The organism is Paraflavitalea speifideaquila (assembly GCF_032395985.1).
Classification (GTDB): Bacteria; Bacteroidota; Bacteroidia; order Chitinophagales; family Chitinophagaceae; genus Paraflavitalea; species Paraflavitalea speifideaquila.
On record NZ_CP135920.1, the window covers coordinates 2,210,076 to 2,236,351 of the forward strand.

37 protein-coding genes, 4 pseudogenes and 1 CRISPR repeat array (1 of these 42 only partly in view) are annotated in these 26,276 nt (G+C 46.2%); of the genes and pseudogenes, 27 read left to right on the forward strand and 14 right to left on the reverse strand.

Translation table 11 applies throughout. The annotated features are described in order from the left end of the window. Positions 1-356: direct repeats of the CRISPR family, unit length 30 nt; unit sequence CTTTTAATTGTACCATGTAGGAATTGAAAT; it begins 2,576 nt to the left of the window's first position. Positions 357-463: 107 nt separating this feature from the next. Further along, on the reverse strand, positions 464-1,135 hold the full coding sequence (gene tnpC, locus RS881_RS15265) for an IS66 family transposase (protein ID WP_315821866.1): 672 nt from the start codon (positions 1,133-1,135) through the stop codon (positions 464-466). After that, on the reverse strand, positions 1,087-1,290 hold the full coding sequence (locus RS881_RS59480) for an IS66 family transposase (protein WP_350340217.1): 204 nt from the start codon (positions 1,288-1,290) through the stop codon (positions 1,087-1,089). Before RS881_RS59480 ends, tnpC (RS881_RS15265) begins: the two co-directional genes overlap by 49 nt. 44 nt (positions 1,291-1,334) lie before the next feature. Here RS881_RS59480 and tnpA (RS881_RS15270) point away from each other — a divergent pair, with 44 nt between their 5' ends. The 4 genes and pseudogenes from tnpA (RS881_RS15270) to RS881_RS15285 all read left to right on the forward strand — a co-directional run bounded on the left by tnpA (RS881_RS15270) (position 1,335) and on the right by RS881_RS15285 (position 3,817). Beyond that, a complete protein-coding gene (gene tnpA, locus RS881_RS15270; protein ID WP_315821867.1) occupies positions 1,335-1,652 on the forward strand; it encodes an IS66 family insertion sequence element accessory protein TnpA in 318 nt (105 codons plus the stop codon). A gap of 3 nt (positions 1,653-1,655) precedes the next feature. Next, a pseudogene (gene tnpB / locus RS881_RS59485) lies at positions 1,656-2,038 on the forward strand (IS66 family insertion sequence element accessory protein TnpB). A 232-nt stretch (positions 2,039-2,270) separates the two neighbouring features. Further along, a pseudogene (gene tnpC, locus RS881_RS15280) lies at positions 2,271-3,652 on the forward strand (IS66 family transposase); the annotation flags it as partial. Next, on the forward strand, positions 3,653-3,817 hold the full coding sequence (locus tag RS881_RS15285; protein ID WP_315824491.1) for a transposase domain-containing protein: 165 nt from the start codon (positions 3,653-3,655) through the stop codon (positions 3,815-3,817). An 18-nt stretch (positions 3,818-3,835) separates the two neighbouring features. On the opposite strand, the gene RS881_RS15290 is transcribed toward RS881_RS15285, so the two are convergent. The 3 genes and pseudogenes from RS881_RS15290 to tnpA (RS881_RS15300) all read right to left on the reverse strand — a co-directional run bounded on the left by RS881_RS15290 (position 3,836) and on the right by tnpA (RS881_RS15300) (position 5,527). Then, positions 3,836-4,648 (reverse strand): IS66 family transposase, encoded by an 813-nt coding sequence (locus RS881_RS15290; RefSeq protein WP_315821869.1) that lies wholly within the window; start codon positions 4,646-4,648, stop codon positions 3,836-3,838. A 176-nt stretch (positions 4,649-4,824) separates the two neighbouring features. Then, positions 4,825-5,207 (reverse strand): annotated as a pseudogene (gene tnpB, locus RS881_RS15295) (IS66 family insertion sequence element accessory protein TnpB). Between the two features lie 20 nt (positions 5,208-5,227). Further along, the gene (gene tnpA, locus RS881_RS15300) at positions 5,228-5,527 is read right to left on the reverse strand and encodes an IS66 family insertion sequence element accessory protein TnpA (RefSeq protein WP_315815413.1); all 300 of its coding nucleotides are present in this window, start codon (positions 5,525-5,527) and stop codon (positions 5,228-5,230) included. A 1,007-nt stretch (positions 5,528-6,534) separates the two neighbouring features. Here tnpA (RS881_RS15300) and RS881_RS15305 point away from each other — a divergent pair. Continuing rightward, positions 6,535-7,113: a hypothetical protein gene (locus RS881_RS15305; RefSeq protein ID WP_315821870.1), complete on the forward strand. Its 579-nt coding sequence runs from the start codon at positions 6,535-6,537 to the stop codon at positions 7,111-7,113. Between the two features lie 59 nt (positions 7,114-7,172). Here the strand turns inward: RS881_RS15305 and RS881_RS15310 are convergent, their stop codons facing one another. The 3 genes from RS881_RS15310 to RS881_RS15320 all read right to left on the reverse strand — a co-directional run bounded on the left by RS881_RS15310 (position 7,173) and on the right by RS881_RS15320 (position 10,711). After that, complete coding sequence (locus RS881_RS15310) at positions 7,173-9,785, reverse strand: T9SS type B sorting domain-containing protein (RefSeq protein ID WP_315821871.1); 2,613 nt, start codon at positions 9,783-9,785, stop codon at positions 7,173-7,175. A gap of 137 nt (positions 9,786-9,922) precedes the next feature. Then, entirely contained in the window at positions 9,923-10,114 is a 192-nt protein-coding gene (locus RS881_RS15315; RefSeq protein ID WP_315821872.1) for a DUF5808 domain-containing protein, read from the reverse strand. A 246-nt stretch (positions 10,115-10,360) separates the two neighbouring features. After that, positions 10,361-10,711, reverse strand: a complete 351-nt coding sequence (locus RS881_RS15320) for a metallophosphoesterase family protein (protein ID WP_315821873.1) — start codon at positions 10,709-10,711, stop codon at positions 10,361-10,363. A gap of 146 nt (positions 10,712-10,857) precedes the next feature. Here RS881_RS15320 and RS881_RS15325 point away from each other — a divergent pair. Together RS881_RS15325 and RS881_RS15330 are read left to right on the forward strand one after the other, a co-directional pair. After that, a pseudogene (locus RS881_RS15325) lies at positions 10,858-11,365 on the forward strand (DUF2625 family protein); the annotation flags it as partial. Continuing rightward, positions 11,356-11,547 carry a hypothetical protein gene (locus tag RS881_RS15330; protein WP_315821875.1) on the forward strand — a complete coding sequence of 64 codons (192 nt, stop codon included), beginning with the start codon at positions 11,356-11,358 and terminating at the stop codon, positions 11,545-11,547. The pseudogene RS881_RS15325 and the gene RS881_RS15330, both read left to right, overlap by 10 nt. 186 nt (positions 11,548-11,733) lie before the next feature. Here RS881_RS15330 and RS881_RS15335 read toward each other — a convergent pair whose 3' ends face one another. Both RS881_RS15335 and RS881_RS15340 read right to left on the reverse strand, forming a co-directional pair. Then, the gene (locus tag RS881_RS15335; RefSeq protein ID WP_315821876.1) at positions 11,734-12,366 is read right to left on the reverse strand and encodes a helix-turn-helix domain-containing protein; all 633 of its coding nucleotides are present in this window, start codon (positions 12,364-12,366) and stop codon (positions 11,734-11,736) included. After that, complete coding sequence (locus tag RS881_RS15340; protein ID WP_315821877.1) at positions 12,360-12,635, reverse strand: hypothetical protein; 276 nt, start codon at positions 12,633-12,635, stop codon at positions 12,360-12,362. Before RS881_RS15340 ends, RS881_RS15335 begins: the two co-directional genes overlap by 7 nt. Positions 12,636-12,672: 37 nt before the next feature. On the opposite strand from RS881_RS15340, the gene RS881_RS15345 reads away from it, so the two are divergent. The 3 genes from RS881_RS15345 to RS881_RS15355 all read left to right on the forward strand — a co-directional run bounded on the left by RS881_RS15345 (position 12,673) and on the right by RS881_RS15355 (position 14,938). Continuing rightward, positions 12,673-13,887 carry an MFS transporter gene (locus RS881_RS15345; protein WP_315821878.1) on the forward strand — a complete coding sequence of 405 codons (1,215 nt, stop codon included), beginning with the start codon at positions 12,673-12,675 and terminating at the stop codon, positions 13,885-13,887. Between the two features lie 174 nt (positions 13,888-14,061). Further along, entirely contained in the window at positions 14,062-14,223 is a 162-nt protein-coding gene (locus RS881_RS15350) for a hypothetical protein (protein WP_315821879.1), read from the forward strand. Positions 14,224-14,386: 163 nt separating this feature from the next. After that, entirely contained in the window at positions 14,387-14,938 is a 552-nt protein-coding gene (locus tag RS881_RS15355) for a homogentisate 1,2-dioxygenase (protein ID WP_315821880.1), read from the forward strand. Positions 14,939-15,361: 423 nt separating this feature from the next. Here RS881_RS15355 and RS881_RS15360 read toward each other — a convergent pair whose 3' ends face one another. The 4 genes from RS881_RS15360 to RS881_RS15375 form a co-directional block, all read right to left on the reverse strand. After that, positions 15,362-15,784 (reverse strand): chitobiase/beta-hexosaminidase C-terminal domain-containing protein, encoded by a 423-nt coding sequence (locus RS881_RS15360; protein WP_315821881.1) that lies wholly within the window; start codon positions 15,782-15,784, stop codon positions 15,362-15,364. Further along, positions 15,669-16,826, reverse strand: a complete 1,158-nt coding sequence (locus RS881_RS15365) for an alpha-L-fucosidase (RefSeq protein ID WP_315821882.1) — start codon at positions 16,824-16,826, stop codon at positions 15,669-15,671. Before RS881_RS15365 ends, RS881_RS15360 begins: the two co-directional genes overlap by 116 nt. 30 nt (positions 16,827-16,856) lie before the next feature. Beyond that, positions 16,857-17,051, reverse strand: a complete 195-nt coding sequence (locus tag RS881_RS15370) for a LamG domain-containing protein (RefSeq protein WP_425476350.1) — start codon at positions 17,049-17,051, stop codon at positions 16,857-16,859. A gap of 94 nt (positions 17,052-17,145) precedes the next feature. Further along, positions 17,146-17,670 (reverse strand): glycoside hydrolase family 16 protein, encoded by a 525-nt coding sequence (locus tag RS881_RS15375; RefSeq protein WP_315821883.1) that lies wholly within the window; start codon positions 17,668-17,670, stop codon positions 17,146-17,148. 195 nt (positions 17,671-17,865) lie between these two features. On the opposite strand from RS881_RS15375, the gene RS881_RS15380 reads away from it, so the two are divergent. From RS881_RS15380 to RS881_RS15460, 17 genes are all read left to right on the forward strand, one after another. After that, positions 17,866-18,294, forward strand: a complete 429-nt coding sequence (locus RS881_RS15380) for a hypothetical protein (protein WP_315821884.1) — start codon at positions 17,866-17,868, stop codon at positions 18,292-18,294. Then, the gene (locus RS881_RS15385) at positions 18,281-18,631 is read left to right on the forward strand and encodes a GNAT family N-acetyltransferase (RefSeq protein ID WP_315821885.1); all 351 of its coding nucleotides are present in this window, start codon (positions 18,281-18,283) and stop codon (positions 18,629-18,631) included. The genes RS881_RS15380 and RS881_RS15385 overlap by 14 nt, the downstream gene beginning before the upstream one ends. A gap of 264 nt (positions 18,632-18,895) precedes the next feature. After that, entirely contained in the window at positions 18,896-19,165 is a 270-nt protein-coding gene (locus RS881_RS15390) for a hypothetical protein (RefSeq protein ID WP_315821886.1), read from the forward strand. Positions 19,166-19,289: 124 nt separating this feature from the next. Then, positions 19,290-19,463: a hypothetical protein gene (locus RS881_RS15395; RefSeq protein ID WP_315821887.1), complete on the forward strand. Its 174-nt coding sequence runs from the start codon at positions 19,290-19,292 to the stop codon at positions 19,461-19,463. A 10-nt stretch (positions 19,464-19,473) separates the two neighbouring features. Next, complete coding sequence (locus tag RS881_RS15400; protein WP_315821888.1) at positions 19,474-20,199, forward strand: flotillin family protein; 726 nt, start codon at positions 19,474-19,476, stop codon at positions 20,197-20,199. A gap of 200 nt (positions 20,200-20,399) precedes the next feature. Next, positions 20,400-20,987 carry a flotillin domain-containing protein gene (locus RS881_RS15405; protein WP_315821889.1) on the forward strand — a complete coding sequence of 196 codons (588 nt, stop codon included), beginning with the start codon at positions 20,400-20,402 and terminating at the stop codon, positions 20,985-20,987. 264 nt (positions 20,988-21,251) lie between these two features. Continuing rightward, complete coding sequence (locus tag RS881_RS15410; protein ID WP_315821890.1) at positions 21,252-21,803, forward strand: TetR/AcrR family transcriptional regulator; 552 nt, start codon at positions 21,252-21,254, stop codon at positions 21,801-21,803. 18 nt (positions 21,804-21,821) lie between these two features. Continuing rightward, entirely contained in the window at positions 21,822-22,238 is a 417-nt protein-coding gene (locus RS881_RS15415) for a TolC family protein (protein ID WP_315821891.1), read from the forward strand. After that, on the forward strand, positions 22,198-22,545 hold the full coding sequence (locus tag RS881_RS15420) for a TolC family protein (protein ID WP_315821892.1): 348 nt from the start codon (positions 22,198-22,200) through the stop codon (positions 22,543-22,545). The genes RS881_RS15415 and RS881_RS15420 overlap by 41 nt, the downstream gene beginning before the upstream one ends. Beyond that, positions 22,527-23,111 carry a TolC family protein gene (locus tag RS881_RS15425; RefSeq protein WP_315821893.1) on the forward strand — a complete coding sequence of 195 codons (585 nt, stop codon included), beginning with the start codon at positions 22,527-22,529 and terminating at the stop codon, positions 23,109-23,111. The genes RS881_RS15420 and RS881_RS15425 overlap by 19 nt, the downstream gene beginning before the upstream one ends. Positions 23,112-23,145: 34 nt before the next feature. Continuing rightward, positions 23,146-23,394 (forward strand): biotin/lipoyl-binding protein, encoded by a 249-nt coding sequence (locus tag RS881_RS15430; RefSeq protein ID WP_315821894.1) that lies wholly within the window; start codon positions 23,146-23,148, stop codon positions 23,392-23,394. Positions 23,395-23,437: 43 nt separating this feature from the next. Then, positions 23,438-23,590 (forward strand): hypothetical protein, encoded by a 153-nt coding sequence (locus tag RS881_RS15435; protein ID WP_315821895.1) that lies wholly within the window; start codon positions 23,438-23,440, stop codon positions 23,588-23,590. Then, the gene (locus RS881_RS15440; RefSeq protein WP_315821896.1) at positions 23,587-24,081 is read left to right on the forward strand and encodes an HlyD family secretion protein; all 495 of its coding nucleotides are present in this window, start codon (positions 23,587-23,589) and stop codon (positions 24,079-24,081) included. The genes RS881_RS15435 and RS881_RS15440 overlap by 4 nt, the downstream gene beginning before the upstream one ends. 214 nt (positions 24,082-24,295) lie before the next feature. Next, a complete protein-coding gene (locus RS881_RS15445; protein WP_315821897.1) occupies positions 24,296-24,670 on the forward strand; it encodes an ATP-binding cassette domain-containing protein in 375 nt (124 codons plus the stop codon). Then, positions 24,648-25,184, forward strand: a complete 537-nt coding sequence (locus RS881_RS15450) for a hypothetical protein (RefSeq protein WP_315821898.1) — start codon at positions 24,648-24,650, stop codon at positions 25,182-25,184. Before RS881_RS15445 ends, RS881_RS15450 begins: the two co-directional genes overlap by 23 nt. Before the next feature lie 131 nt (positions 25,185-25,315). Further along, positions 25,316-25,819 carry an ABC transporter ATP-binding protein gene (locus tag RS881_RS15455; RefSeq protein ID WP_315821899.1) on the forward strand — a complete coding sequence of 168 codons (504 nt, stop codon included), beginning with the start codon at positions 25,316-25,318 and terminating at the stop codon, positions 25,817-25,819. Then, the gene (locus RS881_RS15460; RefSeq protein ID WP_484557623.1) at positions 25,762-26,061 is read left to right on the forward strand and encodes an ATP-binding cassette domain-containing protein; all 300 of its coding nucleotides are present in this window, start codon (positions 25,762-25,764) and stop codon (positions 26,059-26,061) included. The genes RS881_RS15455 and RS881_RS15460 overlap by 58 nt, the downstream gene beginning before the upstream one ends. Positions 26,062-26,276 lie beyond the last annotated feature (215 nt).

The window sequence follows — 26,276 nt, forward strand, 5'->3', positions numbered from 1 at the left end:
TTTAATTGTACCATGTAGGAATTGAAATAATGAGGCAGCAGCCTTGTCTGTTCCGGAAGAGAACTTTTAATTGTACCATGTAGGAATTGAAATAGTTCCGTTTGTGGTTCATGGGCATCTCGATCTTGGCTTTTAATTGTACCATGTAGGAATTGAAATGGAAATATTAGAACAACCGGAATATGCCGTACTGTCCTTTTAATTGTACCATGTAGGAATTGAAATTAGATTATTCCAACGCTGTTGTATATCTGCCTGGCTCTTTTAATTGTACCATGTAGGAATTGAAATCGTCTATCTGGATTACCTTTTACCAACGATCTGATCTTTTAATTGTACCATGTAGGAATTGAAATAGGTTTACGAATACGGTTGTTGTGCCGTCCGGCTTCTTTTAATTGTACCATGTAGGTGTGTCTCCGAGTAGCCTAAAAATCGTATTGTTTAGTTGCCTAATTTTGCTTTAAGCCGTAGTGATGGCTTGTGTTTTTTTCCACTGGTGGGGTAAGAGTTTCCTGAGTTGCCCGGTAGTCATCTCGTTGATGTTATGACTAAGCACTTCGCGGAGCCACTCATAAGGGTTTACGGTATTAAGTTTGCAGGTAACCAGCAGCGAGTATAAGAGGCCTGCTCTTTTGGCCGCTTCATGCGAGCCACAGAACAGGTAGTTTTTGCGTCCGACAGCCAGGTTTTTCATACAGCGCTCTATGGGATTATTATCAATATGCAAATGATTAGTAGAGGCATAGAGACTTAAGCCGTCCCAGCGTTTGATGCTGTAAGCTATAGCCTGTGCTATAGGGCTTTTCGGTTTTAGCTTTACATACTCCTGCTTCATCCACTCTCCCAGTTCTTTTAAAATAGGCACAGATTGTTCTGTCCGCCGCACTTTGATCTGGTCCGGGTTGAGCTGCTCTTCTCTACATTGCTCCTCGATCTTATAAAGCTTCGCTATCTCGGTCAAAGCATATTCTGCCCGAACTTTATCATTGCCTTTCGCCTCATAAAAATGACGACGGGCATGGGCCATACAAAAGAACACATGTATTCCTTTGATGTCCAACTCTTCATAGACATCATAACCATCTACCTGCAAGTAACCCTTAAAATGTTGTAAGATATGTTTGGCTGCCAATGTATCCCTCCCCGATGATAATCAAAGTAGATCAGTTGCCCGTTATGCGTTAAGTACGTCCAGTAATACCCCTGGTGGGTATCTTTCTTCTTATTCCTGTCCAGAACCTGTATGGTTGTTTCATCGTGTACCTCCGAGTAGCTAAAAATTAAGATATTATAAAAAGTTTACTTTTTGGGCTTATCAAAAATGTAAACGTATGGAACAAAAGCAATCAAGTGTCTTATCGAAGGAGCAAAAAATGTTCGCGTTGATAGCTGAACATGAAGCCAGTTCGATGACAGTAAAAGATTTTTGTGAGTTGTATGATCTTTCACCTGGTACATATCACTACTGGCAGAAGAAATATCACGCCCGGTTGGAAGATAAGCCGATGGAGAATCAAAGTAGTTTCACTTTGCTAACAGTGACAGGGCAGCAAGAGGTTTCCATTTCCCAGGATCTCTTTGCGGAATACCGGGGCATCCGTTTTTACCGGGAGCCATCTGTGAGTTTTTTAAAAGCTTTAATCAGTTAACTTATGTTACAGATCAACAACGGCACCCATTACTGGTTGTATCATAATTGGGCGGATGTAAGGAAGAGTTTTGACGGTTTGAGCGGGCTTGTTACCAACGAACTGGGAATGGAAATTCAGACGGGTGATGTATTTATCTTTTGAACAAACGGCAAACGCACCTGAAGGCGTTAGAATGGGAAGGGGATGGTTTTAGCTTATACTATAAGCGATTAGAGGAAGGTACCTTTGAGTTACCGGCAGGTATTATGGAAGGCACTCACAGTAGTATTACGGCTAAACAATTAAGTATGATCTTACAGGGCGTTTCTTTGAAGAAAGCGTTTTTCGAAAGCGGTACATCGGTACGATGTAATCCTTATGGATCATGGGTTGAATATATTTGACGTTGCCATCGAAAAAATGGCAACGTTTTTATTTTAAGAAAAACAGGCCGGGTTATCCACATTTTTTGGTGCTGTTTTTAAAATCATTTTTGAATGCGGGTTTATCCACGCATCGGCTGTATAACTTTCGGTTATACGATATAGCTTAAATGCATAGCCGGGCTATCTTTGTATAATGTCAGCAGCAGCAGAAAATATAGATTACAAAGCGCTCTATGAGCAACTGCTTCCAATGCTGCAACTACAGCAACAAAATAATGGACAATTACCACAAAACAACCAGGAGCTATTACAAAGCAATAAAGAATTACGCGATCAGGTAACGCAGCTTCAATATCAATTGTATCAACTAACGAAGTTACTGGGTGGTTTTAAGACTGAGAAGTTTGTTCCTTCCCCTTTACAGCAACAGCAGGAATTAGGCCTTTCCTTTGAGCAGGGGTATAAAGCAACCAACCTTGCTGATGTTCAAAAGATAAGTTACGTAAAGCAAAAACAGGTTCAACGGGAAAACGGGTTAGCCAATGCCTTTCCGGATCATCTACGGGTGGAAGAGACCGTGATAGAGCCTCCGGAAGATGTGAGCGGATGCGAGAAGGTGGGAGAAGAAGTAAAGGAACAGCTTGGCTGGAAGCCGGGAGAAATATTTCTCCAACGTACTATTATCCCTCAGTATAAATGCTCTGTAGCAGAACGGCCTGATCAGCATCGTATAGTGCAGGCGCATCTTCCAGAGCAAGCCTTGTCTAAGAGCATTGCCACGCCGGAGTTGTTAGCACAGATCATTATAGATAAGTTTATAGATCATAAACCGCTGAATCGTCAGTTGGACTGCTTCAAGAGAAGTAATGTCACCATTGCTTATTCAACCATTACCGATTGGGTACGGCAGGTTGCGAACGTGGTAGCGCCACTGGGCCATCTGCACCTGCATGAGATGTACCAATATGATTATTGGCATGGTGATGAAACAACCATACAGGTTCTGGACAGGAATAAGAAGAAAGATACCCACCAGGGGTATTACTGGACGTACTTAACGCATAACGGGCAACTGATCTACTTTGATTATCATCGGGGAGGGATACATTGGCAGCCAAACATATCTTACAACATTTTAAGGGTCACTTGCAGGTAGATGGTTATGATGTCTATGAAGAGTTGGACATCAAAGGAATACATGTGTTCTTTTGTATGGCCCATGCCCGTCGTCATTTTTATGAGGCGAAAGGCAATGATAAAGTTCGGGCAGAATATGCTTTGACCGAGATAGCGAAGCTTTATAAGATCGAGGAGCAATGTAGAGAAGAGCAGCTCAACCCGGACCAGATCAAAGTGCGGCGGACAGAACAATCTGTGCCTATTTTAAAAGAACTGGGAGAGTGGATGAAGCAGGAGTATGTAAAGCTAAAACCGAAAAGCCCTATAGCACAGGCTATAGCTTACAGCATCAAACGCTGGGACGGCTTAAGTCTCTATGCCTCTACTAATCATTTGCATATTGATAATAATCCCATAGAGCGCTGTATGAAAAACCTGGCTGTCGGACGCAAAAACTACCTGTTCTGTGGCTCGCATGAAGCGGCCAAAAGAGCAGGCCTCTTATACTCGCTGCTGGTTACCTGCAAACTTAATACCGTAAACCCTTATGAGTGGCTCCGCGAAGTGCTTAGTCATAACATCAACGAGATGACTACCGCGCAACTCAGGAAACTCTTACCCCACCAGTGGAAAAAACACAAGCCATCACTACGGCTTAAAGCAAAATTAGGCAACTAAACAATACGATTTTTTAGGCTACTCGGAGACACACGTTTCATCACCATGCCAATAATCATATTGGTACATCTCATGCAGGTGCAGATGGCCCAGTGGCGCTACCACGTTCGCAACCTGCCGTACCCAATCGGTAATGGTTGAATAAGCAATGGTGACATTACTTCTCTTGAAGCAGTCCAACTGACGATTCAGCGGTTTATGATCTATAAACTTATCTATAATGATCTGTGCTAACAACTCCGGCGTGGCAATGCTCTTAGACAAGGCTTGCTCTGGAAGATGCGCCTGCACTATACGATGCTGATCAGGCCGTTCTGCTACAGAGCATTTATACTGAGGGATAATAGTACGTTGGAGAAATATTTCTCCCGGCTTCCAGCCAAGCTGTTCCTTTACTTCTTCTCCCACCTTCTCGCATCCGCTCACATCTTCCGGAGGCTCTATCACGGTCTCTTCCACCCGTAGATGATCCGGAAAGGCATTGGCTAACCCGTTTTCCCGTTGAACCTGTTTTTGCTTTACGTAACTTATCTTTTGAACATCAGCAAGGTTGGTTGCTTTATACCCCTGCTCAAAGGAAAGGCCTAATTCCTGCTGTTGCTGTAAAGGGGAAGGAACAAACTTCTCAGTCTTAAAACCACCCAGTAACTTCGTTAGTTGATACAATTGATATTGAAGCTGCGTTACCTGATCGCGTAATTCTTTATTGCTTTGTAATAGCTCCTGGTTGTTTTGTAGTAATTGTCCATTATTTTGTTGCTGTAGTTGCAGCATTGGAAGCAGTTGCTCATAGAGCGCTTTGTAATCTATATTTTCTGCTGCTGCTGACATTATACAAAGATAGCCCGGCTATGCATTTAAGCTATATCGTATAACCGAAAGTTATACAGCCGATGCGTGGATAAACCCGCATTCAAAAATGATTTTAAAAACAGCACCAAAAAATGTGGATAACCCGGCCTGTTTTTCTTAAAATAAAAAACGTTGCCATTTTTTCGATGGCAACGTCAAATATATTCAACCCATGATCCATAAGGATTACATCGTACCGATGTACCGCTTTCGAAAAACGCTTTCTTCAAAGAAACGCCCTGTAAGATCATACTTAATTGTTTAGCCGTAATACTACTGTGAGTGCCTTCCATAATACCTGCCGGTAACTCAAAGGTACCTTCCTCTAATCGCTTATAGTATAAGCTAAAACCATCCCCTTCCCATTCTAACGCCTTCAGGTGCGTTTGCCGTTTGTTCAAAAGATAAATACATCACCCGTCTGAATTTCCATTCCCAGTTCGTTGGTAACAAGCCCGCTCAAACCGTCAAAACTCTTCCTTACATCCGCCCACTTATGATACAACCAGTAATGGGTGCCGTTGTTGATCTGTAACATAAGTTAACTGATTAAAGCTTTTAAAAACTCACAGATGGCTCCCGGTAAAAACGGATGCCCCGGTATTCCGCAAAGAGATCCTGGGAAATGGAAACCTCTTGCTGCCCTGTCACTGTTAGCAAAGTGAAACTACTTTGATTCTCCATCGGCTTATCTTCCAACCGGGCGTGATATTTCTTCTGCCAGTAGTGATATGTACCAGGTGAAAGATCATACAACTCACAAAAATCTTTTACTGTCATCGAACTGGCTTCATGTTCAGCTATCAACGCGAACATTTTTTGCTCCTTCGATAAGCCACTTGATTGCTTTTGTTCCATACGTTTACATTTTTGATAAGCCCAAAAAGTAAACTTTTTATAATATCTTAATTTTTAGCTACTCGGAGGTACACCCATGTAGGAATTGAAATATGTAATCGTTGGGGCTTGGCGTCGCCGTGGCCACGACTTTTAATTGTACCATGTAGGAATTGAAATGCCATGACAAATGAGGAGAAAGTAGCCAACCGTGCTTTTAATTGTACCATGTAGGAATTGAAATAAGAGTAAAATGCTAAGTAACCCCTTAGGCAGAAAAACTTTTAATTGTACCATGTAGGAATTGAAATTTAGAAGCATGGAGTTCTTGTTGAATAAGCATGATATCTTTTAATTGTACCATAGAGGAATTGAAATTTAATTAGGACTGCGTATTTTGTAAATCGACGTGCCCTTTTAATTGTACCAAGAGGAATTGAAATCTTCGAGCCTCGCACCTGGTGAAATTTCCGAAACCCTTTTAATTGTACCCTATAGAATTTATCCTGTACATAGAGAAAAATACTCTGATGCCGGACTTTTGGATTTGCCATTCATCTTCCGGACTTCAGCCTTCCGCCCTCCGGCTTCGCTCCAATCCCAGTAATCTGTGGTTCTACATCTGCGCAATCAGTAACTCCCCAGGGCAGCTCCAGGGTAGTAGAAGGGTACCGCTTCCGCAGTAAAGGCGCATTTTCTTAAAATATGAACGACCCCAACCCTTTCATGTCAAACACCCACCCGCCTTTGCCGGCATAACAGCATAACCCACAACTGACCCTCCATAATCCCAATGCCCTCCGCTTCTCGGTAAGGCCAATCAGCCTTCCCACTAGTCAAACCTGGCCATTTGTGATCATTTTAGCCATTTCGGTCATCCATATCCCCAATGCCGGGAAACTTGCAGTAAATTGAATTACTAAATCCAATAAACCATGGCCAAACAATGTGGACCCGCTCTTTTAGAATGCACCTGGGACGATTTAACCTTCTACAAGATGAAGGACAAAACGGGATATAAATACTAGGTGCGTAAGAAAAGCCGCCTTACCCGCGAAAAGGTATTGAAAGACCCTGCCTTTGCCAATACCAGGTTCCATGCCCAAAGGCTCGTCACCGCTTCTAAAATAGCTTCCTCCATTTATCGCAGCTTACCCATCCACTGGCGCCAGTTCTGGATGTACCGCGACTTCACCGGCATTGCCATCTCTATGATCGCTAAAGGTGCTACCCCGCAGCAAACTGATGACTACCTTTGGAAAACCTATGCGGAATATTGGGTACTTTACCAGCAAGCCACTGGTATCAAACTAGAGACCGGCCCCAAAAAACAACCCTCCCGGCGTAGAAAGAATTATACCACCCGCATTAAACACCGCAACAGCAATCCCAAACGCCGCCGCTACAGCCGTATCCTGGGCCTTAATCACTGGAAAAGTAACTACAACAATGCCACTGAACTCATGGAAAAGGAGCGCAAACACATTGCCCGTCAAAAGAAAAGGGAGTGGCTGGAAAAACAAAGCCTCATAGGCCATTATAAGGAACAGGAACAACACAGGCAAATTACTAAACCCAATGAATCAGCGATTCAAACCGCCGCCTGATCCACTTAATCCGTGTAACCCTTTCAAACCGGTGAGATCAGCGATCCTGCCTGCTTTCTTTATCTTACCAGCGTTACCGTTCCTTTCAGCGTATAAACAGCGCCGGTATAATCCATCGCTTTCACCGCCCATACATAGATGCCCGACGATTGGGGTTTGCCGCCCAGCGTGCCATCCCAGCCATTGACGCCCGTAGTACTACTATAGACCAGTTGTCCCCAGCGGTTGTATACATTAAAATATTCCACCCGTTGCATACCGGCAGCTATGAAATGAAATACATCATTGTTGCCGTCGCCATTGGGTGAGAAAGCCGTAGGCACAAAAATAGAAGGTCGTGTTTTAAATACTTTTATTTGGACAAAGGCCGAGTCTACACAATCAGCCTCATTATATACCAGCACCTTATAGAATACCCCATTAGAGGGCGTGTAATGCGTCACAATCGGATTGGCAATATTGGTAGCGGATAACCCTTCGCCTGGTGTCCAGCTGTATTTTACCCCGCCAGTGGCATTTAATTGAAGCGGTTGCCCCACCACGGCCGCTGTATCACGACCGGCAGAAGCCAGGATATCCGGCAATACAGTAACCAATACCGAATCCAATCCCGCCTTGGGGCAGCCTCGGTCGTCATAAGCTGCTAGTATATAATTGGTAGTGCCGGGAGGCTTAGCGACCGGGTTTAAAATAACTGCATTGTTGAGGCTGCCGGCGGGCGACCATTTTACAATATCACCATCAGTACTTCCATGCAATTGAATAGATGCATCATGGCAGATCATGATATCGGCGCCTGCATCGACCAGGGGATAAGGAACGGCAGTTACCTGCACATCGCCCACTGCCGAGCAACTGCCTATATAGGCCGTCACCTTATACAGCGTATTAAAAGGAGTGGTAGCAGTAGGAAATGCTACCAGCGGGTTCAGCAGTTGCTGAGCGGGCGTCCATTCATAACGAAGCCCATCAGAGGCAAGGTGCAGTTGTATGGCATCATTCCGGCAAATTATCGTATCGTCCATTACCTGCAGCGTTACATGGTCTACCACGCGTATTTGTACAGAATCATTGTTAAGGCAACCATTGTCATCCAGCTTTACATAGTATTTGGTAGTTGTGGTGGGCCATACAGTGGGAGTGGGCGTATTGGCATCGATGATATTGATGCCAGGCGTCCAACTGAAGATACCACTACCTGCTGCCTTTAATTGCACCCTATCGGGAATACAGATCAACGTATCGCGGAAAGCCAGCGTAATAGGCGGCTTGTCCAGGATCGTTACCGCTTTTACCAGCGTATCAATGCAGCCCTTGGTATTGTTCACAATTAGTTGAACGTTTTTGATGCCCAAAGAAGAATAAGTATACGTGGGATGTTGATTAGTTGAAGTAGCTGACGGATCGCCGGGTTGTCCAAAATTCCAGGACCATTGATTCACCTGTCCATATACCGTGGTAGTAACATCCGTGAATTTCGTAGGTTTATTAATACAGATCCCCGTGAAGGTAAAAGCTGGTATAAAACCGGGGTATACGCGGGCAATGGAAATGGAAGAATCCGCACATTGTCCATCGCGGTTAATGACCAGCTTTACCCGGTACAATCCTGTATCGGCAAAAGTATAAGAGGCCGTAGGTGTTACACTGCTAAAGATAGGAACGCCTGCAGCATTGGTTATTTCCCAGTTGTAAGTATTGATCAGTGGACTATTGGAAAAATTAAACAGGTTGATCGTTTGCGTAGCCTCACAAAGCATATAGGTGGGTGGGATGGAGGCAGCCGCTACATTGCAGGAAGTAATTTTGATCTGCAGGTCCTTGCGTTGTATCGCAATAACCTTGTGGTCCCGTATCTCCTGCACACAAACCGTTACCACATACGTACCATCGGGCGGCGCAATGCCCGTGATCATACCCGTAGCGGGATCGATCTTTACCGAACTGCCAAGCGGCATACTACCATTGTACCCATTGCCATAGGGAACAGAATGGTAGGGTGGGGGATTGGGAGGGGAGGCATTACCCCCGCCACCGATCGACCCGCCGGCATAAGCATCACAAAAGGAATAATGCAATTCGTCATTATCCCCATCCGATGCCGCAAAACTATAAGAAAAGGAATTGTTGGCACATACCACCACCATATCACTGCCGGTAAACTGTGCACTGTGGTTTTTAGGCCCATCGGGATGGGCCGCTGTACCCGGTATTTCACTGGTATAGGTGGCGCCGATATTGCTGTACCCACTCACCAGGTTACTGATGCCATTAACGCGGTAGTTGACCTGCGTAGACAATATATACCCTTCGGCAGAGCTGGGCAGCGTTACTTCAAATTCATAATAGCCTACCCGGTAACAAACAGCCGGCGGGTTCGTAATACAGGGACCAGCATCCGTAAGGTTCAGGGTTTCCTGGTTGTTGAGCGGTACCGACACATCGCCATAACGCAGGCCGGAAGATTTATAAAAGATACCTATAATGCCGGGATTGCTGAACTGGCGATTGCTGAAACAATCCATAAACAGCTTAACAGTAACATGATAGCGGAACTGGCCATTGCTCGAACTAAGGAGCGTATAATACGTTTCACCGCCCGTGATATGATCTGCGCTGGCGTAAAAAAGCTGATGAGGAAGAAAAACACCAGGCTTGTCTTTCTCATACAACAGGTTCCATTGGTATGTACAATGGCAGCAATGATGATAGATTTGGTGGGTAAAAATCCTTGCGTGTCTCTTCTACCTTTAATATACGACAATTTGAAGAGAAGGTTGGCCGGCCGGAGGATAATCTTTTCTAGTGATCAGGCCGTACGGGAAAGGAGGAAAATACAGGCTAATGCGCCCAGGAGGATGAACCAGGTAGCCGGTTGTGCAAAATTGAAGGTAAAGCCCATTCCCCGGACCCTCTTAGAAACCAGTATCCTGCTATCTTCTTTGTTGAAATAGAAGGCATTCCAAACATAATGCGTATTATCGTCAATGGGGTCCTTCACTTGTCCCCTAAAGTACTTAAAAATCGGGCGTTTCTTACCTTTTTCCCAACTCAATCACTTTACAGTCCTTCATCGTTTTTCCATCAATCACGAATGTGATCAGTGTACGCACTTTATGCCAGCCTTCCCGGCCTGCTGCGCCAGGGTTCATATGCAGGCAGTTTAGTTGATCGTCATATATCACTTTCAGGATATGCGAGTGGCCCGCAATGAACAGTTGAGGTGGACGGGCGGTGAGCTCCTTTTTTACCCGGGGTTGTATCGTGGCGGGTACCCACCAATATGCGTCATAAACACTTCTACCTCCTCACAGGTCCAGCGCAGGTTTTCGGGGTAGACACTACTGATATCATTGCCATCAATATTGCCATACACCCCTTTGAGTGGTTTAAAGCCTTTTAGTTGATTGGCAAGCGCCAGCGTGCCAAAGTCACCGGCATGCCAGATCTCATCACAATGGTCAAAGTGTTTAAATACTGCGGGATCGAGAAAACTATGCGTATCTGAAATAAGTCCGATCTGCGTCATACCGCAAATATAGTAAGTCCACTCAGGTAGGCACAACAGGTTAACTCCTGCCAAAGAAGTTGTAGGCATTTTTACCCTTATTGCTTTGCCTTTCCAGTTACCAGTCAATTCAATTTTTGATTTTTACCCCGTACTGCTTAATATTGAATATGTACAAGTTCATCATATTTTTTTGTTTGCTGATAATTGCTGTAACCAGTACCGCGCAACAAAAGATGCGTCCCCTGGAAGAACTGATCAATACCGCAGAGTCTGCCTGGCCATTGATACAACAAGGAATAGATTCAGCTACCAACAAAGTAGAAGTATTGCGGGCCGATTCCATAAAAGCAAAAGATGCCTTGTATAAAGCACAGGTCACTACCCATTCTCCCATGGGAGCTGTGCTGTACCATACTGGTGGCCTGTTGATTGATAACGGTTGGATCAGGATATTGGGATCGGGCCATGCCCGACTTACCCGTTCCCTACCGGAATGGAATAAAGGCAAATCATTCCAGGCTTATGGCGAAGCCCCTGGTTATTGGTTGATAGCCGATGATGTATTGGGCGGTTTTTGCAGTTAATGTGGGCGCCTTCAGCAGAACGAAAATAGGTATAGTTTATTACCTGGCGCCAGACAACCTCGAATGGGAAGATACGAATATGACCTATGCCGATTTTTTACAGTTTTGCTTTAGGGGCAACCTCGAAAAGTATTATGAAGGTTTCCGTTGGAAAGACTGGCAAAAGACGTCGCTGCTTTACGCGGCGACCAGGTATTTATGTTCTTTCCCTTTCTATGGTCCAAAGACTGGAAAGATATCAACCTCGTAACCAGAGAGTCTGGTTCAGCAGACCAACAATTTAAGGTGACCATCGAAACCCGTAAACGCCTGGGCCTCGAAACCAATTACCATAAGTAGAAGGGTATTGGTGCCCCGTTAGGGGCTCCAGCTTTGTAGAACTACATGTCAGCAAATTCCTTTTGCCCTGTAAGGGCAATACCCTACGTCGCTGCGATCTAAAGGAACTTGCCGAAGGGTTTTCTTCCGGACTTTCCCAACTTCCTGACTTTCCCGACTTCCGGACTTTCCCGACTTTCCGACTTCTTACGAAGCCGTTGATTCTCCTGCAATAACTGTTCTCACTTTCCTGAATTCCCGCAGACTTATTGTATGGTGTTTCTTAAAGAATTTATTCAGGTGACTTTCATCCGTGAATCCAAATTCACTGGCAATTTCATTGATGCGCATGCCGCTGTACTTCAGCCGGTGCTCTATCATGCGCAGCTTATAACTGGCTATATAATGTTGAATGGTTTCTCCGCTCTGACTCTTGAAATAATTACTCAGGTAAGTTTCCGATATACCAAAAGAGGCACCTATTACCGATGCTTTTAGCTTTTCAGGCGCTGTAATATTGACCTGGATATAAGCTATGATATCATGTATCTTTTTGTCGGCATTGGGTTTAATGGCCGTGGGTTTGAACTTTAAGATATTACTGGCTGCAATAACGATTAGTGCATTGACAAAATGGATCGTCAGGTCTTCATCGTACTCAACATGGTTATTGATCGTGTGTAACAGGGAGTCTACAATACGCTTGGCCAGAAACTTCTCCGTTTCCCCTTTCATAATGCAGTCCGACAATTGCGTTACATGGTGTAACAGGCATTCTACATGGTCAATACTTTTCCAACGGTAATCTTTGATATACGTGCTGGTAAAACGGATCAACAAAAATTCAGTAGGGATACTGATATCAAAATAGGGATTGTCGTCTGGTGTAAAAAGAACATATAACCCGGCTGATAGACCTTTTTAGCGTCATTCAAATTTACCTGGCCCGTACCAGCAATGATATATACCATATGGTAAAAATGAGGCGGCTTATTCCTGAAGGGGCACCGCGCCGTATTTTCATAGACTACGGCTACCGATTTGGCTGCTGTTTCAAGTGACATACCCAAAAGTACCAGTTTTTCATTAAAATGTACTGATTGTTGCATTTCTACCGGTATATTTTTGTTATGTAAATACAAAATCATGGAAAAGATAATCACCACAACGAAAACGGTAGCCCAGGATAGAGAAGCCGACAGCCTGCCGGTAATGGCATTACTGGCACTGGCTATGACAGGATTTTTAGCATTAATGACCGAAACCTTCCCAGCTGGCTTGCTACTCCAAATAGGGCAAGGACTGGGCGTATCTGAATCACTGGCCGGTCAATTGGTTACTTTATATGCCATCGGTTCCCTGGTTTCTGCTATTCCCCTTACTGCAGCCACCAGGGGTTGGAACCGCCGGCCTTTATTATTGACGGCCCTGATCGGCTTTATGGTCTTTAACCTCATCACCGCATTTTCTCATCACTATATTTTGACCCTCATCGTACGTTTCCTCGCCGGTATGTCGGGTGGACTGATCTGGGGTATGCTGGCAGGTTATGCCCGCCGTATGGTGACCGACCGTTTGAAAGGCCGTTCAATGGCCCTGGCCATGGTGGGCCCTCCTTTAGCGCTTTCATTTGGTATGCCTGCCGGTACCTGGCTGGGTACCCTGATGGGTTGGGAAAACACTTTTATCGTGATGTCGGCCATTACACTCGTCCTCATCATTTGGGTAATGATCAGTGTACCTGATTATGCCGGACAGGAAGCGGGAGCGCGTATATCCATCAATAAAGTACTCTTCATTCCGGGTATCCGTTCCGTACTCAGCGTCATTGCCGTTTGGGTACTTGCCCACAGCATGCTCTATACGTTTATTGTTCCCTTACTGGCAGATTCAGGACTTGCCGACAATATCGACCTGGTGTTACTGGTATTCGGACTGTTTGCTTTATTGGGTATTTGGGTGGCAGGTTTGTTGGTGGATCGTATGTTGCGGATATTGGTCCTGGCTGGCCTTACCGTTTTCCTGTTGGCTGTTCTGGCATTGGGTTTAGGTGATTCCAACCCCGTGGTGGTATTGATAGCCATTGCCTTGTGGGGATTCACTTTCGGAGGGGCGCCTACCTTATTGCAAACAGCTTCGGCGGATGTAGCCGGTGAACACGGTGATGTAGCTCAGGCCATGGTAGTAACAGTTTGGAATAGTGCCATTGCACTGGGTGGTATCCTGGGTGGTATATTGCTGGGTACCGTAGGTGTGGGTTCCTTTCCCTGGATCGCCATCCTCATTGTGATCAGTGCCCTGGTGATCGTTTTCAAAGCCGTGAAACATGGATTCAAACCTGGTCCCAGGTCAGCCAAATAATAACCGTTCCGATTCTGCAAACTAAGATCCCGGCAATCGCCGGGATTTTTCTTTTCAGCAGTCAATAACACAGTTTGTTCTTGCTGAAGGCCAATAAGAGCTGCCGGTCGCGGATGATTAATAAGCCAACCCTATGCAGGGGGCAGGGACTCAATGCGTCATGTTAAAACTGGATTGCTTATCTTTATAGTAACCATTGAAAATATGCCTTTTCACCGCAATTTCACCTATTGGATCGATAAACGCCGCTGGAAATATTATTTCCTGATGGTAGCGCTGGAAGACAGCTTCGAGCATCGAGCTACGAGCTTCGAGCCCATTGCTTCATCGTATTAATTCTATTTTCAAAACCTGGTTTTCAGCAGTTTAAAGCTCGCGGCTCGCAGCTCACAGCTCGTTGCTTTTCACTCGCAGCTCGAAGCTCACAGCTCGTAGCTTATTAAACTGTATTCCATTTTCAAATTCTCAAATTTTCAGATTCTCAAATTAACGAATTACCATGCCATACTATCATAAACTCGGGCAGATCCCGCACAAGCGCCATACCCAGTTCCGCAAACCCGATGGCGGCCTTTATTCAGAACAATTGTTCTCTACTGAAGGTTTTTCCAACGACTATTCCCTGTTGTACCATACCCATCCACCTACACAGATCATCCATACAGATGAACCAGTGCATGTGGCGCCCGTAGTGGCCGAAGAAAAGATGTTGAAGCACCGAAGCTTTGAAGGGTTTAGCATTAAACCCGAAAAGGATTATCTGCAAAGCCGTAAACCGGTATTGGTGAATAACGATTGCCATGTGGTATTGGCAGCGCCGCAAGGCAGTATGGATGCCTATTATTACAAAAATGCCGATGCCGATGAGATGATCTTTGTGCATGAAGGCAGTGGTATTTTGCGTACCATGTACGGTGAACTGCCTTTTGGTTATGGCGATTACCTCGTAATACCCCGCGGTACTATTTATCAGATCCATTTCAAGGATAACCATAACCGCTTGTTCATTGTAGAATCATTCAGTCCCATTCGTTTCCCAAAAAATACTTGAGTAAATATGGTCAGTTGTTGGAGCATTCACCCTATTGTGAGCGCGATATCCGTGCTCCCAAAACCTGCCCACTTTCGATCAAAGGGCGATTTCCTCATCAAAACCAAAAAGAAGGGTATGTTGTATGGTATCCATTACAGCCACCATCCTTTTGATGTGGTGGGGTGGGATGGTTGTTGTTATCCTTTGCATTCAGCATCCACGATTTTGAGCCCATTACAGGCCGTGTACACCAACCACCGCCCGTACACCAAACTTTTGAAGGCAATAACTATGTCGTTTGCTCTTTCTGCCCACGCTTATTCGATTATCATCCCCAGGCCATCCCGGCGCCTTATAACCACAGCAATATCGACAGCGATGAACTGCTGTATTATGTAGACGGTGATTTTATGAGCCGCAAGAACGTAACACGGGGTATGATCACCCTGCACCCAAGCGGTATCCCCCATGGCCCACATCCCGGGTCGGTGGAAAAAAGCATTGGCGCCAAAGAAACCAAAGAACTGGCCGTAATGGTCGATACCTTCCATCCCCTGCAATTGACCGTGGATGCCCTGGCCATCGAAAATCCCAATTATACCATGAGCTGGGCCGAGTAGGATAGAGCCGTACGTTTGATTGGCGTATATTGGTGAGTACAACCAATATACGCCAACCCAAACCCGGCTCCAGGAATGATCCTTGCCATACATCTCTTATAGGCAACAAACACACTACCGCACCGCGATCATCTTTGATCACCGCCATGGCTTTGATCGTGGCTTGGGCAGCAGGAAAGGGGCCAGTATAAAGTTGACTCTGCGTACCAGGTTCCGATCCGTCCAGCGTATAATAAATAGCCAATCCACTTTGCAGGTTTTTTGCCGCATTTTCTCCATGCGGTTTCCAGTTGAACGAGGCCTGAAACGGTTCGATCGTCACCATGCCCTGGCGATTGCGCTTTACCTGCAATGGGGGCGGTGGGCTTGTATAGTAATGAGCCGAGATATGGCTGACACCTGGTATAGCCCTGCATTGCGTAAACCGGATGCGGAATTTGGCCGCCGTCACAGCCGGAAAACGCAGTATCCGTTTGTAGCCGATATTGGTAGCCGAGGCAATGGGCTGCCACTGTTGATTGATCCAGGCTTCTACCGTATGCACTTCCACGCGTTCGCCCCGGGTGCGTACCGCTTCCTGCAATACCAACCGGTTGATCGTTACAGGGCGGGGCGTGGTGATGAGACAGCTGGTTCATGAAATACTCATTATAGTCATCTGCCTCCACCCGGAAACTCGTTTTATTGGCGAATGGCCTGCCAGGTACAGCGCGGGGAATGGTGCGTGTGGTATACTTACTCAGGTTGCCATAAAAGCCATCCGGTGATTCGATCTGGTAAAGATCGGCAGGGGAGAGGTACACCCCTACCTTCAATCCATATTTGGCGCAGGAGCTGGTGAGTGCTCTCAAAATATCACCTTTCCCCTGCTGAAAGCCCGTCGCCATGATACCATGCTTCGTATAGCGGCTTTGCCACAATACAAAACCGTCATGGTGCTTTACCGTGAGGATCACCATTTTGATGCCCGCCGCTTTCAGCGCCTGGCACCATTGGTCTGTATCCAATTCCCGGAGGTCGAAAATACGGGGATCTTCTTTGCCGCTGCCCCATTCCAGCCGTGTGAACGTATTGGGCCCAAAATGGATGAAAGCAATGAACTCATGCTGCAGCGCTGTATATTGGTTGGCTGTAGGCACTACCTGCGCTGCTTTCCGGATAATGTCCTCCTTGCTATCCGCGGCAGATACAGCCATCGTATGCTTAAAAGGAAGGTTTTTCGTTTGCCCCGGCGTGCTGCCAGCGATAAGCAGTGTGGGTATCAAAAGCGTATACAACTGTTTCATGTTACTGATATGTTTTATGAGCCTGGCTCGTTATTGATAAACCCTCACCCAATCTATGATCATGTTTACAGGTAAGTCTGCCGGTTTTACTTTCCCCACCCAATTGCCACCGAGCTGTTGGTCGATCAGCAGGTAAAAGGGTTGATTGAAAGGCCACTGCGAGGGATCAACCCCTTCCACCCGTGGATAGGTAAAGGTTTCTTTCCCATTGAGCACATACACCATCTTATCGGGATACCATTTGATGCCGTAAACATTGTAGCCATCCGATTTTATCGGTGCTGTAGCGTAGTGTGGCGGTTCTTTGTCTTTTTCAGCGTCAGCGTATAATAGGTATGGATTGTTTGGTACACCAGCGTGTCATAATTGAGGTGTTCCATAATATCAATTTCTCCTCCCTGGGCCAGCCTCCTTTTTCTGGCAGCATCCAGATGGCCGGCCAGGCGCCCTGCGCTTTTTCCAGTTTGGCCCTGATCTCCACCATGCCATATTGAAATGCCATTTTACCTTTGCTGTAAAGCCCGCCAGTCAGGAAAGGACGTTTATCGACCGTGGTGTCGGCGTTGAGGATCCCTTTCAGGTAAAGCTGTCCATCGTGCAGGTCGTAGCACCTGTCATCACTGGTCATATGCCGGTTCCAGTCAGAATTGCCGGCCGGTACTTTTGTCCACCGGGTCGTGTCTATAACCCTGCCTTCAAATTCATCCTGCCATACCAGTTTCCAGGCTTTTTGCACTCGTTGGGGCTTTTGTACCTGCATGTACCCGTCCGTAAGCGTATAGACTTTTGTGTTGCAGGCTGCTACGAGTAGCACAAGGGGTATAAAGACTAGCCATCTATGCATAGTGCCGGTAAGTTAGAGCAATACCCTTTGATACCCATGCGCAATGGATTGCACGAAACTAGGACGCCTATTCCTGTTCCCCGCCGACCTGAAGGGTTCAGTATACTAAGTATAGAATACCGGAGAGTAATTACAGGTATACCAAAGAACAGCATTAAACCAATTATTTACGTGGTAAAGGACTAAATTGAGCCTATGGATATACAAGCCACTAAAACCGACCTGCAACATATAGCAGGACTACGCACCTTATTCCTGCAGGAATACCCTGTGCAGTTTGTGCACAACAAATGCCACTTGTATGGATGGGCTGATACCTACCTGTTTACCGCAGATGGTCAGCCCGCAGGGTATGGCTCGGTTTGGGGCAGTAATAAGCGGGAAGACCGCGATGCCATGTTTGAGTTTTACCTATTGGTTCCTTACCGGAAAATGGCCGCCGCCTTTTTTGCTGCTTTGCGCCAGGCTTCAGGAATACCTTTCATCGAATGCCAAACCAATCACCCCCAATTACAGGCACTGGTGTTTGAACATGCCCGGAATATCCATGCAGAAGCCATCCTTTTTGAAGATCAATACCAAACCAGTTTCTCACTTGACGATACCCATTTTGAAAAAGAATGAGGACGACGATGACTATAGCGATGACCGTGCCTATATCATCAAACAAGGACGCACCATTGTGGCTACCGGCGGCTTGATGTTGAACTACAACCTGCCCTTTGCCGATATCTATTATGAAGTGCATGAACAATACCGCAATAAAGGGCTCGGCAGTTTTATCGTGCAGGAACTAAAAAAAGCGGCGTATGGAATGGGCCGCGTGCCTGCCGCCCGCTGCAATATACAAAATGCCATTTCAAGGCCACCTTGCTCAAAGCCGGCATGCGGGTTTGTGGGTATTTACTCAGGGAGAATTGTTGTAAATTGTTCTTTTGCCAAAAAAGTACGCCAATATTGAAACAAAATAGCGCCTGTGCAGACAAATAATAAAGGGTAACCACGCAGTAGGATAATGCACTGAAAAGTTATTATCTTCCCGCCGCCAGTATGCGCTTTTGAGGTCAACCGTTGCTCATAGACAAAGGTGAGTCACCCTGCAATACTGCAGGGCAGCGTGGATCCGCAGTATTGCGGGAGCCCGCTTTGATAAGCCAGATACAGCTTAACAACATTGAATATATACTGGTAAATGCTCTTAATTGTGTAACCCCAATCTTTGCACATGATGGAATTACTTAATAACCTTGACCCCCTGCTGAGAATCTTTTGGTTTGTGGCCATTCCGGCCAGCGTGATATTTCTTATCCAAACTATTATGACCTTTGCCGGTGCTGATGCCACTGATGGTATCGATGCCGACTTTGACAGTAACCTGCATGGAACTGATGCCCCTTTCCAGCTTTTTTCTTTGCGTAACCTCATCAATTTCCTGTTGGGCTTTAGTTGGACAGGTATTTCCTTTATAACACTATTTCCAATCAGGCGCTGTTGATCATTGTGGCCCTGGCGGTAGGATTGCTGTTCGTATACATTTTTTTCTGATCATCCGGCAGATACAGAAACTGGGAGAGGATAATTCCTTTAAGTTCTCCAACACCTTGAACAAAACAGCTGAAGTGTATTTAACCATCCCAGGTCATAAATCGGGCAAGGGAAAGATCATGATCAGCATTAATGGTTCCATGCGCGAGTTGGATGCCATGACGGAAAAAGAAAGGATACCTTCCGGTGCTGTTGTTAAAGTTGTTAAAATAGAAAACGATAATATCTTACTTGTAGAAGTCATTTAAGCCCTTAACTATGTCACCTATCTTAATTATTGTTGTTGCTGCAGTTGTTTTTTTTGTTACCGTCATGGCCCTGGTATCGCGGTACAAGCGATGCCCGAGTGATAAGATCTTAGTAGTCTATGGCCGTACCGGCGGAACGTCGGCCAAGTGTATCCATGGTGGCGGTACCTTCATCTGGCCCGTTATCCAGGATTATGCATTTCTGGACCTGAAGCCTTTGAGTATCGAAGCCAACCTCACCAATGCATTGAGCCGGCAAAATATCCGCGTGGATGTGCCCTGCCGCTTTACCATTGCCATTTCAACAGAAGCCGATAGCATGAATACGGCGGCAGAACGTTTGCTGGGTTTATCGGCTGAGCAAATACAGGAACTCGCCAAGGATATCCTGTTTGGTCAGTTGCGTCTCGTGATCGCCACCATGACCATTGAAGAGATCAACTCCGATCGTGATAAATTCCTCGAAAACATTTCCAAGAACGTAGACAGTGAGTTGAAGAAAATAGGTCTGAAGCTCATCAACGTAAACGTAACCGATATCAAGGATGAGTCGGGTTATATCGCTGCCCTGGGTAAAGAAGCTGCTGCTAAAGCCATCAACGAAGCCAAGATCAGTGTGGCCGAGCAGGAGAAGATTGGTGAAACCGGTAAGGCCCTGGCCGACCGGGAAAAGATACCCAGATTGCCGAAACACACCGCGACCGCGATGTTAAAATTGCCATCACCCAAAAGATAAAGAGATCAGCATTGCTACCGCTGTAAAAGATGAGACCATTGGTAAGGCAGAAGCGCAAAGAGATACCCGGGTGAAGACAGCCGAAGCCAATGCCATCGCCATCAAGGGGAGAACGAATCGAAGATCAATATTGCCAATTCAGATGCTGCCCGGAGAGAAAAGGAAGCGGAAGCTTTGCGCATTGCCATCTCCGCCGAAAAGTGCAACAGGCCAAAGCATTGGAAGAATCCTACGTGGCTGAACAGAAAGCCGAAGCTGCCCGTGCCGAAAGAGAACGCTCTACACAAATGGCCAATATTGTAGTACCGGCCGAAATAGCCAAGCAAAGGGCCATCATTGAAGCCCAGGCGGCTGCGGAAACCATTCGTGAGAATGCGAAAGGTGAGGCCGATGCCATCTTTGCCAAAATGCAGGCCGAAGCGAAAGGTTTGTTTGAAATACTCACCAAACAGGCCGAAGGTTATAAGGAAGTAGTAGCTGCTGCCGGCGGCGATCCCAATAAGGCCTTCCAATTGCTCTTGATCGAGAAACTGCCCGAACTGGTACGTACCCAGGTAGAAGCCGTGAAGAACATCAAGATCGATAAGATCACCGTTTGGGATTCAGGCAATGGCAATGGCGAAAATGGTAATTCCTCTACCGCCAATTTTGTATCAGGTATGATGAAGACAGTGCCCCCATTAAACGACCTGTTCAACATGGCCGGCCTTAACCTCCCTTCTTACCTCAAAGGCAATGACCAGCCTGGTAAGACAGATGGTAAAGAGGATGCAGCAAAAGTTGATTAATAATAGATAAATGCATGGGCCGAAATAACGCTCAACGAAAAGTAATCGATGAGCCATAAGCAAGCCTAAAACCCTTAGAGGGATACAAAAGTTATTGATTCCCAGTTGCTTTGGCGGCTGGGAATTTTTATTTCCAGAATTGCTTGCCTGGCATAGGATTAGTTTATACCTTTGGTTTAACTATTTGGTTAAACTGTATGGTTGAAGAGATGAACAAGGACTTGAGTACAGAGCAAAAGATATTGGCAGCCGCCAAAGCAGTATTTGTGGAACAGGGGGCTGGCCGGAGCCCGGATGCAGGATATTGCCGACCGGGCTGGCATCAACAAAGCACTGTTGCATTACTACTTTCGCAGCAAAGACAAATTGTTCGACATGATATTCCAGGAAGCAGCTGGTAAGTTCCTGCCGAGGGTGAGCGTGTTGTTTGATTCGGATATACCCTTTAACGATAAGATAAGAGCATTTGTAACCAATTATATGGGCTTGCTGATGGACAACCCCTTCCTGCCCCTCTTTGTATTGAACGAGGTACACAAAAATCCCGAGGAGTTTATTATCAAGATCTGGGGTGGCAAAATGCCGCCCATAGCAGAGTTCATTAAACAGATGGATAAAGAAGTGAAGGCAGGCCGGATCAGACCTGTCAATCCCATGCACCTGATGTTGCACATGATCTCTATGTGTGTGTATCCCTTTGTGGCCAAGTCGATCGTAACAAGCGTATTTAAAGCAAACGATAAGCAGTTTATGCTGATGATGGAAGAGCGCAAGACCGAGGTAGCTGATTTTATCATTCATTCATTAAGGCCATAAAATTTTTTTATGTATTCGTTGACCAAATGGTTAAATAACATGGTTAAATATTGGAAAACAACCATCCTGCTTTTGTGGATCACGCCGGCCCTGGCGCAGGATAGCACCTTGCTCACCCTGGAGCAAGCCTACGACCTGGCCCGGCAAAACTATCCGCTGATCCGGCAAAAGGGTTTGGTAAAGCAAACCGCCGATCTTACTGTTGACAACCTGGCCAAGGGGTACCTGCCCCAGGTTACCATATCGGGACAGGCTACCTACCAATCGGCAGTAACCAGCGTACCCATTAAGGTGCCCGGTATCGACATTCCTACATTGGCCAAAGACCAATACCGCATCCAGGCCGAAGCCACCCAGCTCTTGTACGATGGAGGCACTATTGCTGCACAAAAATATGCAGCAGGTCAATGCCCTCGTAGAAGATCAACGGGCTGAAGTGGACCTTTATAAAGTGAAAGAGCGCATCAACCAGTTTTACCTCGGCATTTTACTACTGGACGAGCAGTTGAAACAAACGGAGCTGGTTAAGAAAGACATTCAGTTGGGCATCAAACGGGTAACGGCACAGGTAAACAACGGTACCGCTTTTCGCTCCAACCAACTGGTACTGGAAGCCCAGTTGCTCCAAACAGAGCAACGCACCATTGAACTCAAAGCTACCCGCAAAGGATGGCTGGAGGTATTGTCGCTGTTCCTGAATCAATCCTTACCCGAAAAACCGCTTTGCAGCTGCCAACTGTAAAAACCTATATCAGAGAGCCGGGCATCAATCGACCCGAACTTAGATTATTCACTTACCAGGATAGTTTGTTTAAAACACAAAACCAGTTGGTAAGCGCTAAGAACCGTCCGCGTACCAGTGCATTTGTGCAGGGCGGCTATGCCCGGCCGGGATTGAATATGTTGAAAAATGGTTTTGATTGGTTTTATGTGGCCGGGGTTAGGCTCAATTGGTCCCTCGGCAATTTATACACCACCAGGAAAGAACGACAGCTGTTAACAGTGAACCAGCGGATGGTGGATGTACAGAAAGACCTGTTTCTGCTCAACACCAATACGCAGTTGAGACAGCAACAATCGGAGTTGAATAAGCTGCAGCAACTGATCGCTTCGGATGAGCAGATCATTGAGATCCGCACCAGGGTAAAAGAAGCGGCCAATGCGCAACTGGAAAATGGAGTGATCACCGCCAATGATTTTTTACGGGAAGTGAATGCCGAAGACCAGGCCCGCCTGGCGCTGATAGCCCATCGCCTACAATGGCTCCAGGCACAGATCAACTACGAAACCATATCGGGCAACCAATAAACTACCAATAAGCAACAGGAATAAATAAAGCATTATGAAAAAGATCATTACAGCGATAGTAATAATAGCTGCTTTTCTTACAGCCTGCAACAACAAGAAGGCTCTACACGATGCTTCGGGCACTTTTGAAGTAGATGAAGTAATTGTATCCTCCGAACTCACAGGCAAACTGTTATCGTTTGAGGTAACAGAAGGTGATTCCATTCCCAAAGGGAAAATAATAGGCACCATCGATGCCGAAAACCTAAGTCTGCAAAAAAGACCAGGTACAAGCCAGTATTGAAGCACTGAAAGAAAAAACAGCCGACCTGGCGCCACAGGTAAAGTTGCTGCAAGACCAGCTCACCGTACAACAATCGCAACTGGACAGGTTGTTGCGCGAAAAGCAACGTACAGAAAACTTGTTGAAACAGGATGCGGCAACCGGCAAACAACTGGATGACCTCAATGCAGAGATTGACGTGGTAAAAAACAAATGACCGTAACCCAACAGCAGATCAATGTACAACGCAGTAACGTGGGTACACAAAACCGCAGCATCCTCAGTGAAGGTAAACCCCTGGAGAAGAGGATAGCCCAACTGGACGATCAGCTAAAGCGGTCAGGTGTGGCCAATCCCATCAATGGCACCGTGATCACCAAATATGCCGAGGCAGGCGAAATGACAGCTACAGGTAAAGCCCTTTACAAAATTGCTGACCTCTCTACTATGACCCTGCGGGCTTATATCACGGGCACGCAATTATCGCAGGTAAAATTGAATCAGCCCGTAAAAGTATTGATCGACAACGGAGCCAAAGAATACCGCGAATACAATGGTGTGATCACCTGGATTAGCGATAAGGCAGAGTTTACACCCAAGACCATCCAAACCAAGGAAGAACGGGCCAACCTGGTCTATGCCGTCAAGATCAAAGTAAAGAATGATGGGTATATCAAGATCGGGATGTATGGGGAGGTGAAGTTGTGAGTGAATATAAGCTGTGAGCTTCGGGCTATTACAGTGATCAATGGTGAGTGGAGCATTTGCCTTGAACATTGAACATCGAACATTGAGCATTGAACATCGGGCATTGCCGGTTGCCGATTGCCGGTTGTCGAAATAAATCAATAATCAACATGCCATCAGTTGTAGCACAAAACATAATTAAGAGATACGGCAAAAGAAAGACATCGTAGAGGCCTTGCATGGTATTTCTTTTGAGGTAGAGAAAGGCGAATTGTTTGGGATCATTGGTCCCGATGGGGCTGGTAAAACTTCCTTATTCCGTATCCTCACCACTTTGCTGTTGCCCGATGGCGGCCACGCTACGGTAGATGGATTGGATGTGGTGAAGGATTACAAGGCCATCCGTAACCGGGTAGGGTATATGCCCGGTCGCTTTTCCCTGTACCAGGATCTTACCGTGGCCGAGAACATGGAATTCTTTGCCACCATTTTCAATACTTCCATTGAAGAGAATTATGACCTGGTAAAGGATATTTATTCCCAGATAGAACCTTTTAAAGACCGGCGGGCCGGTAAACTCTCGGGGGATGAAGCAAAAGCTGGCACTTAGTTGTGCCCTTATTCACCGTCCCTCCGTATTGTTCCTGGATGAACCTACTACGGGCGTAGATGCCGTATCGCGTAAAGAGTTTTGGGAAATGTTGCGTCAGTTGAAACAGCAGGGCATCACCATCCTGGTATCCACCCCTTATATGGATGAAGCCAGTTTGTGCGACCGGGTGGCCCTGATCCAGAATGGTCAGCTACTGTCTGTCAATACGCCGGCGGGTGTAAGGGCCGCCTTTGGAAAACCCTTGCTGGCTGTAAAGGCCAGTAATATGTTGCAGTTGCTGAACCGCCTCAAAGCTTTTGACAGCATTGTGGATGCTTATCCCTTTGGAGAGTATCACCATGCTGTTATGCGTACCGGTTATGATACAGCCCAATTGCGCAGCTACCTGGAGCAAGAAGGACATAGCGGTATTGAGATAAATGAAAAAGAACCGGATATAGAAGATTGCTTTATGGATCTGATGAAAATTAAGAGGCGAGTGGTGAATGGTCAATTAATGATGTTAACCTAAGCTGCCAACCTTTGACAGGCATTTGTGCCCCTTTAGGGGCGCCAGCGTTGTAGCAACATGTTGTGTTTTCAATTCGGCGCTGTAGGTGACGCTACGCTTAGCTTAAGTAAAAACGAATTAATGCATCAAACATGAATGAAAAGATTGCAATAAATGCTACACAGCTCACCAAGCATTTCGGTGATTTTACAGCGGTGGACGGTATCTCCTTTGAAGTGCAGCAGGGAGAGATCTTCGGATTCCTGGGCGCCAATGGGGCCGGTAAAACCACTGCGATGCGTATGCTTTGTGGATTATCCATCCCAACCAGCGGGGCGGCTACCGTGGCAGGCTTCGATGTCTATAAACAAACCGAACAGATCAAACGCAATATTGGCTACATGAGCCAGAAGTTTTCACTGTATGAAGACCTTACGGTAAAAGAGAATATCCGCTTCTATGCAGGTATCTATGGCAAAAGCAATGCTTTCATTAAAGAAAAACAGCTTACCTGCTGCAGGAACTGCACATGGAAAACGAAGCCAATAAACTGGTGCGTTCACTGCCATTGGGATGGAAACAGAAACTGGCGTTTTCAGTGGCCATCTTCCATGAGCCACAGATCGTTTTCCTGGATGAACCCACCGGTGGGGTAGATCCCGTAACCCGGCGGGAGTTCTGGAACATGATCTACCAGGCGGCAGCCAGGGGCATTACCGTGTTTGTAACAACCCATTATATGGATGAAGCCGAGTATTGTAACCGCGTATCCATCATGGTAGATGGCCGTATCGATGCCCTGGGTACACCCGGCGAACTGAAAAAGTCATTGCAGGCCGCCTCCATGGATGAAGTGTTCTTAAAGCTGGCCCGTAAAGCAAAAAGAAATGCAGATTAGAAAATAGTCGGAAAGTCGGGAAGACCGAAAGTCGGAAAGTCCGAAAGACCGAAAGTCCGAAAAGACCGCGAACCGTCGCCAGCCGCTGGCTGGTGACGGTTATTCTCGCCCCTGGCGAGCCAAAAAAGATTAAACTGATATGAAACAATTCCTATCGTTTGTTAAAAAGAGTTCTACCATATCGGGCGCGACCGGCGTACGCTGTTCATCCTCCT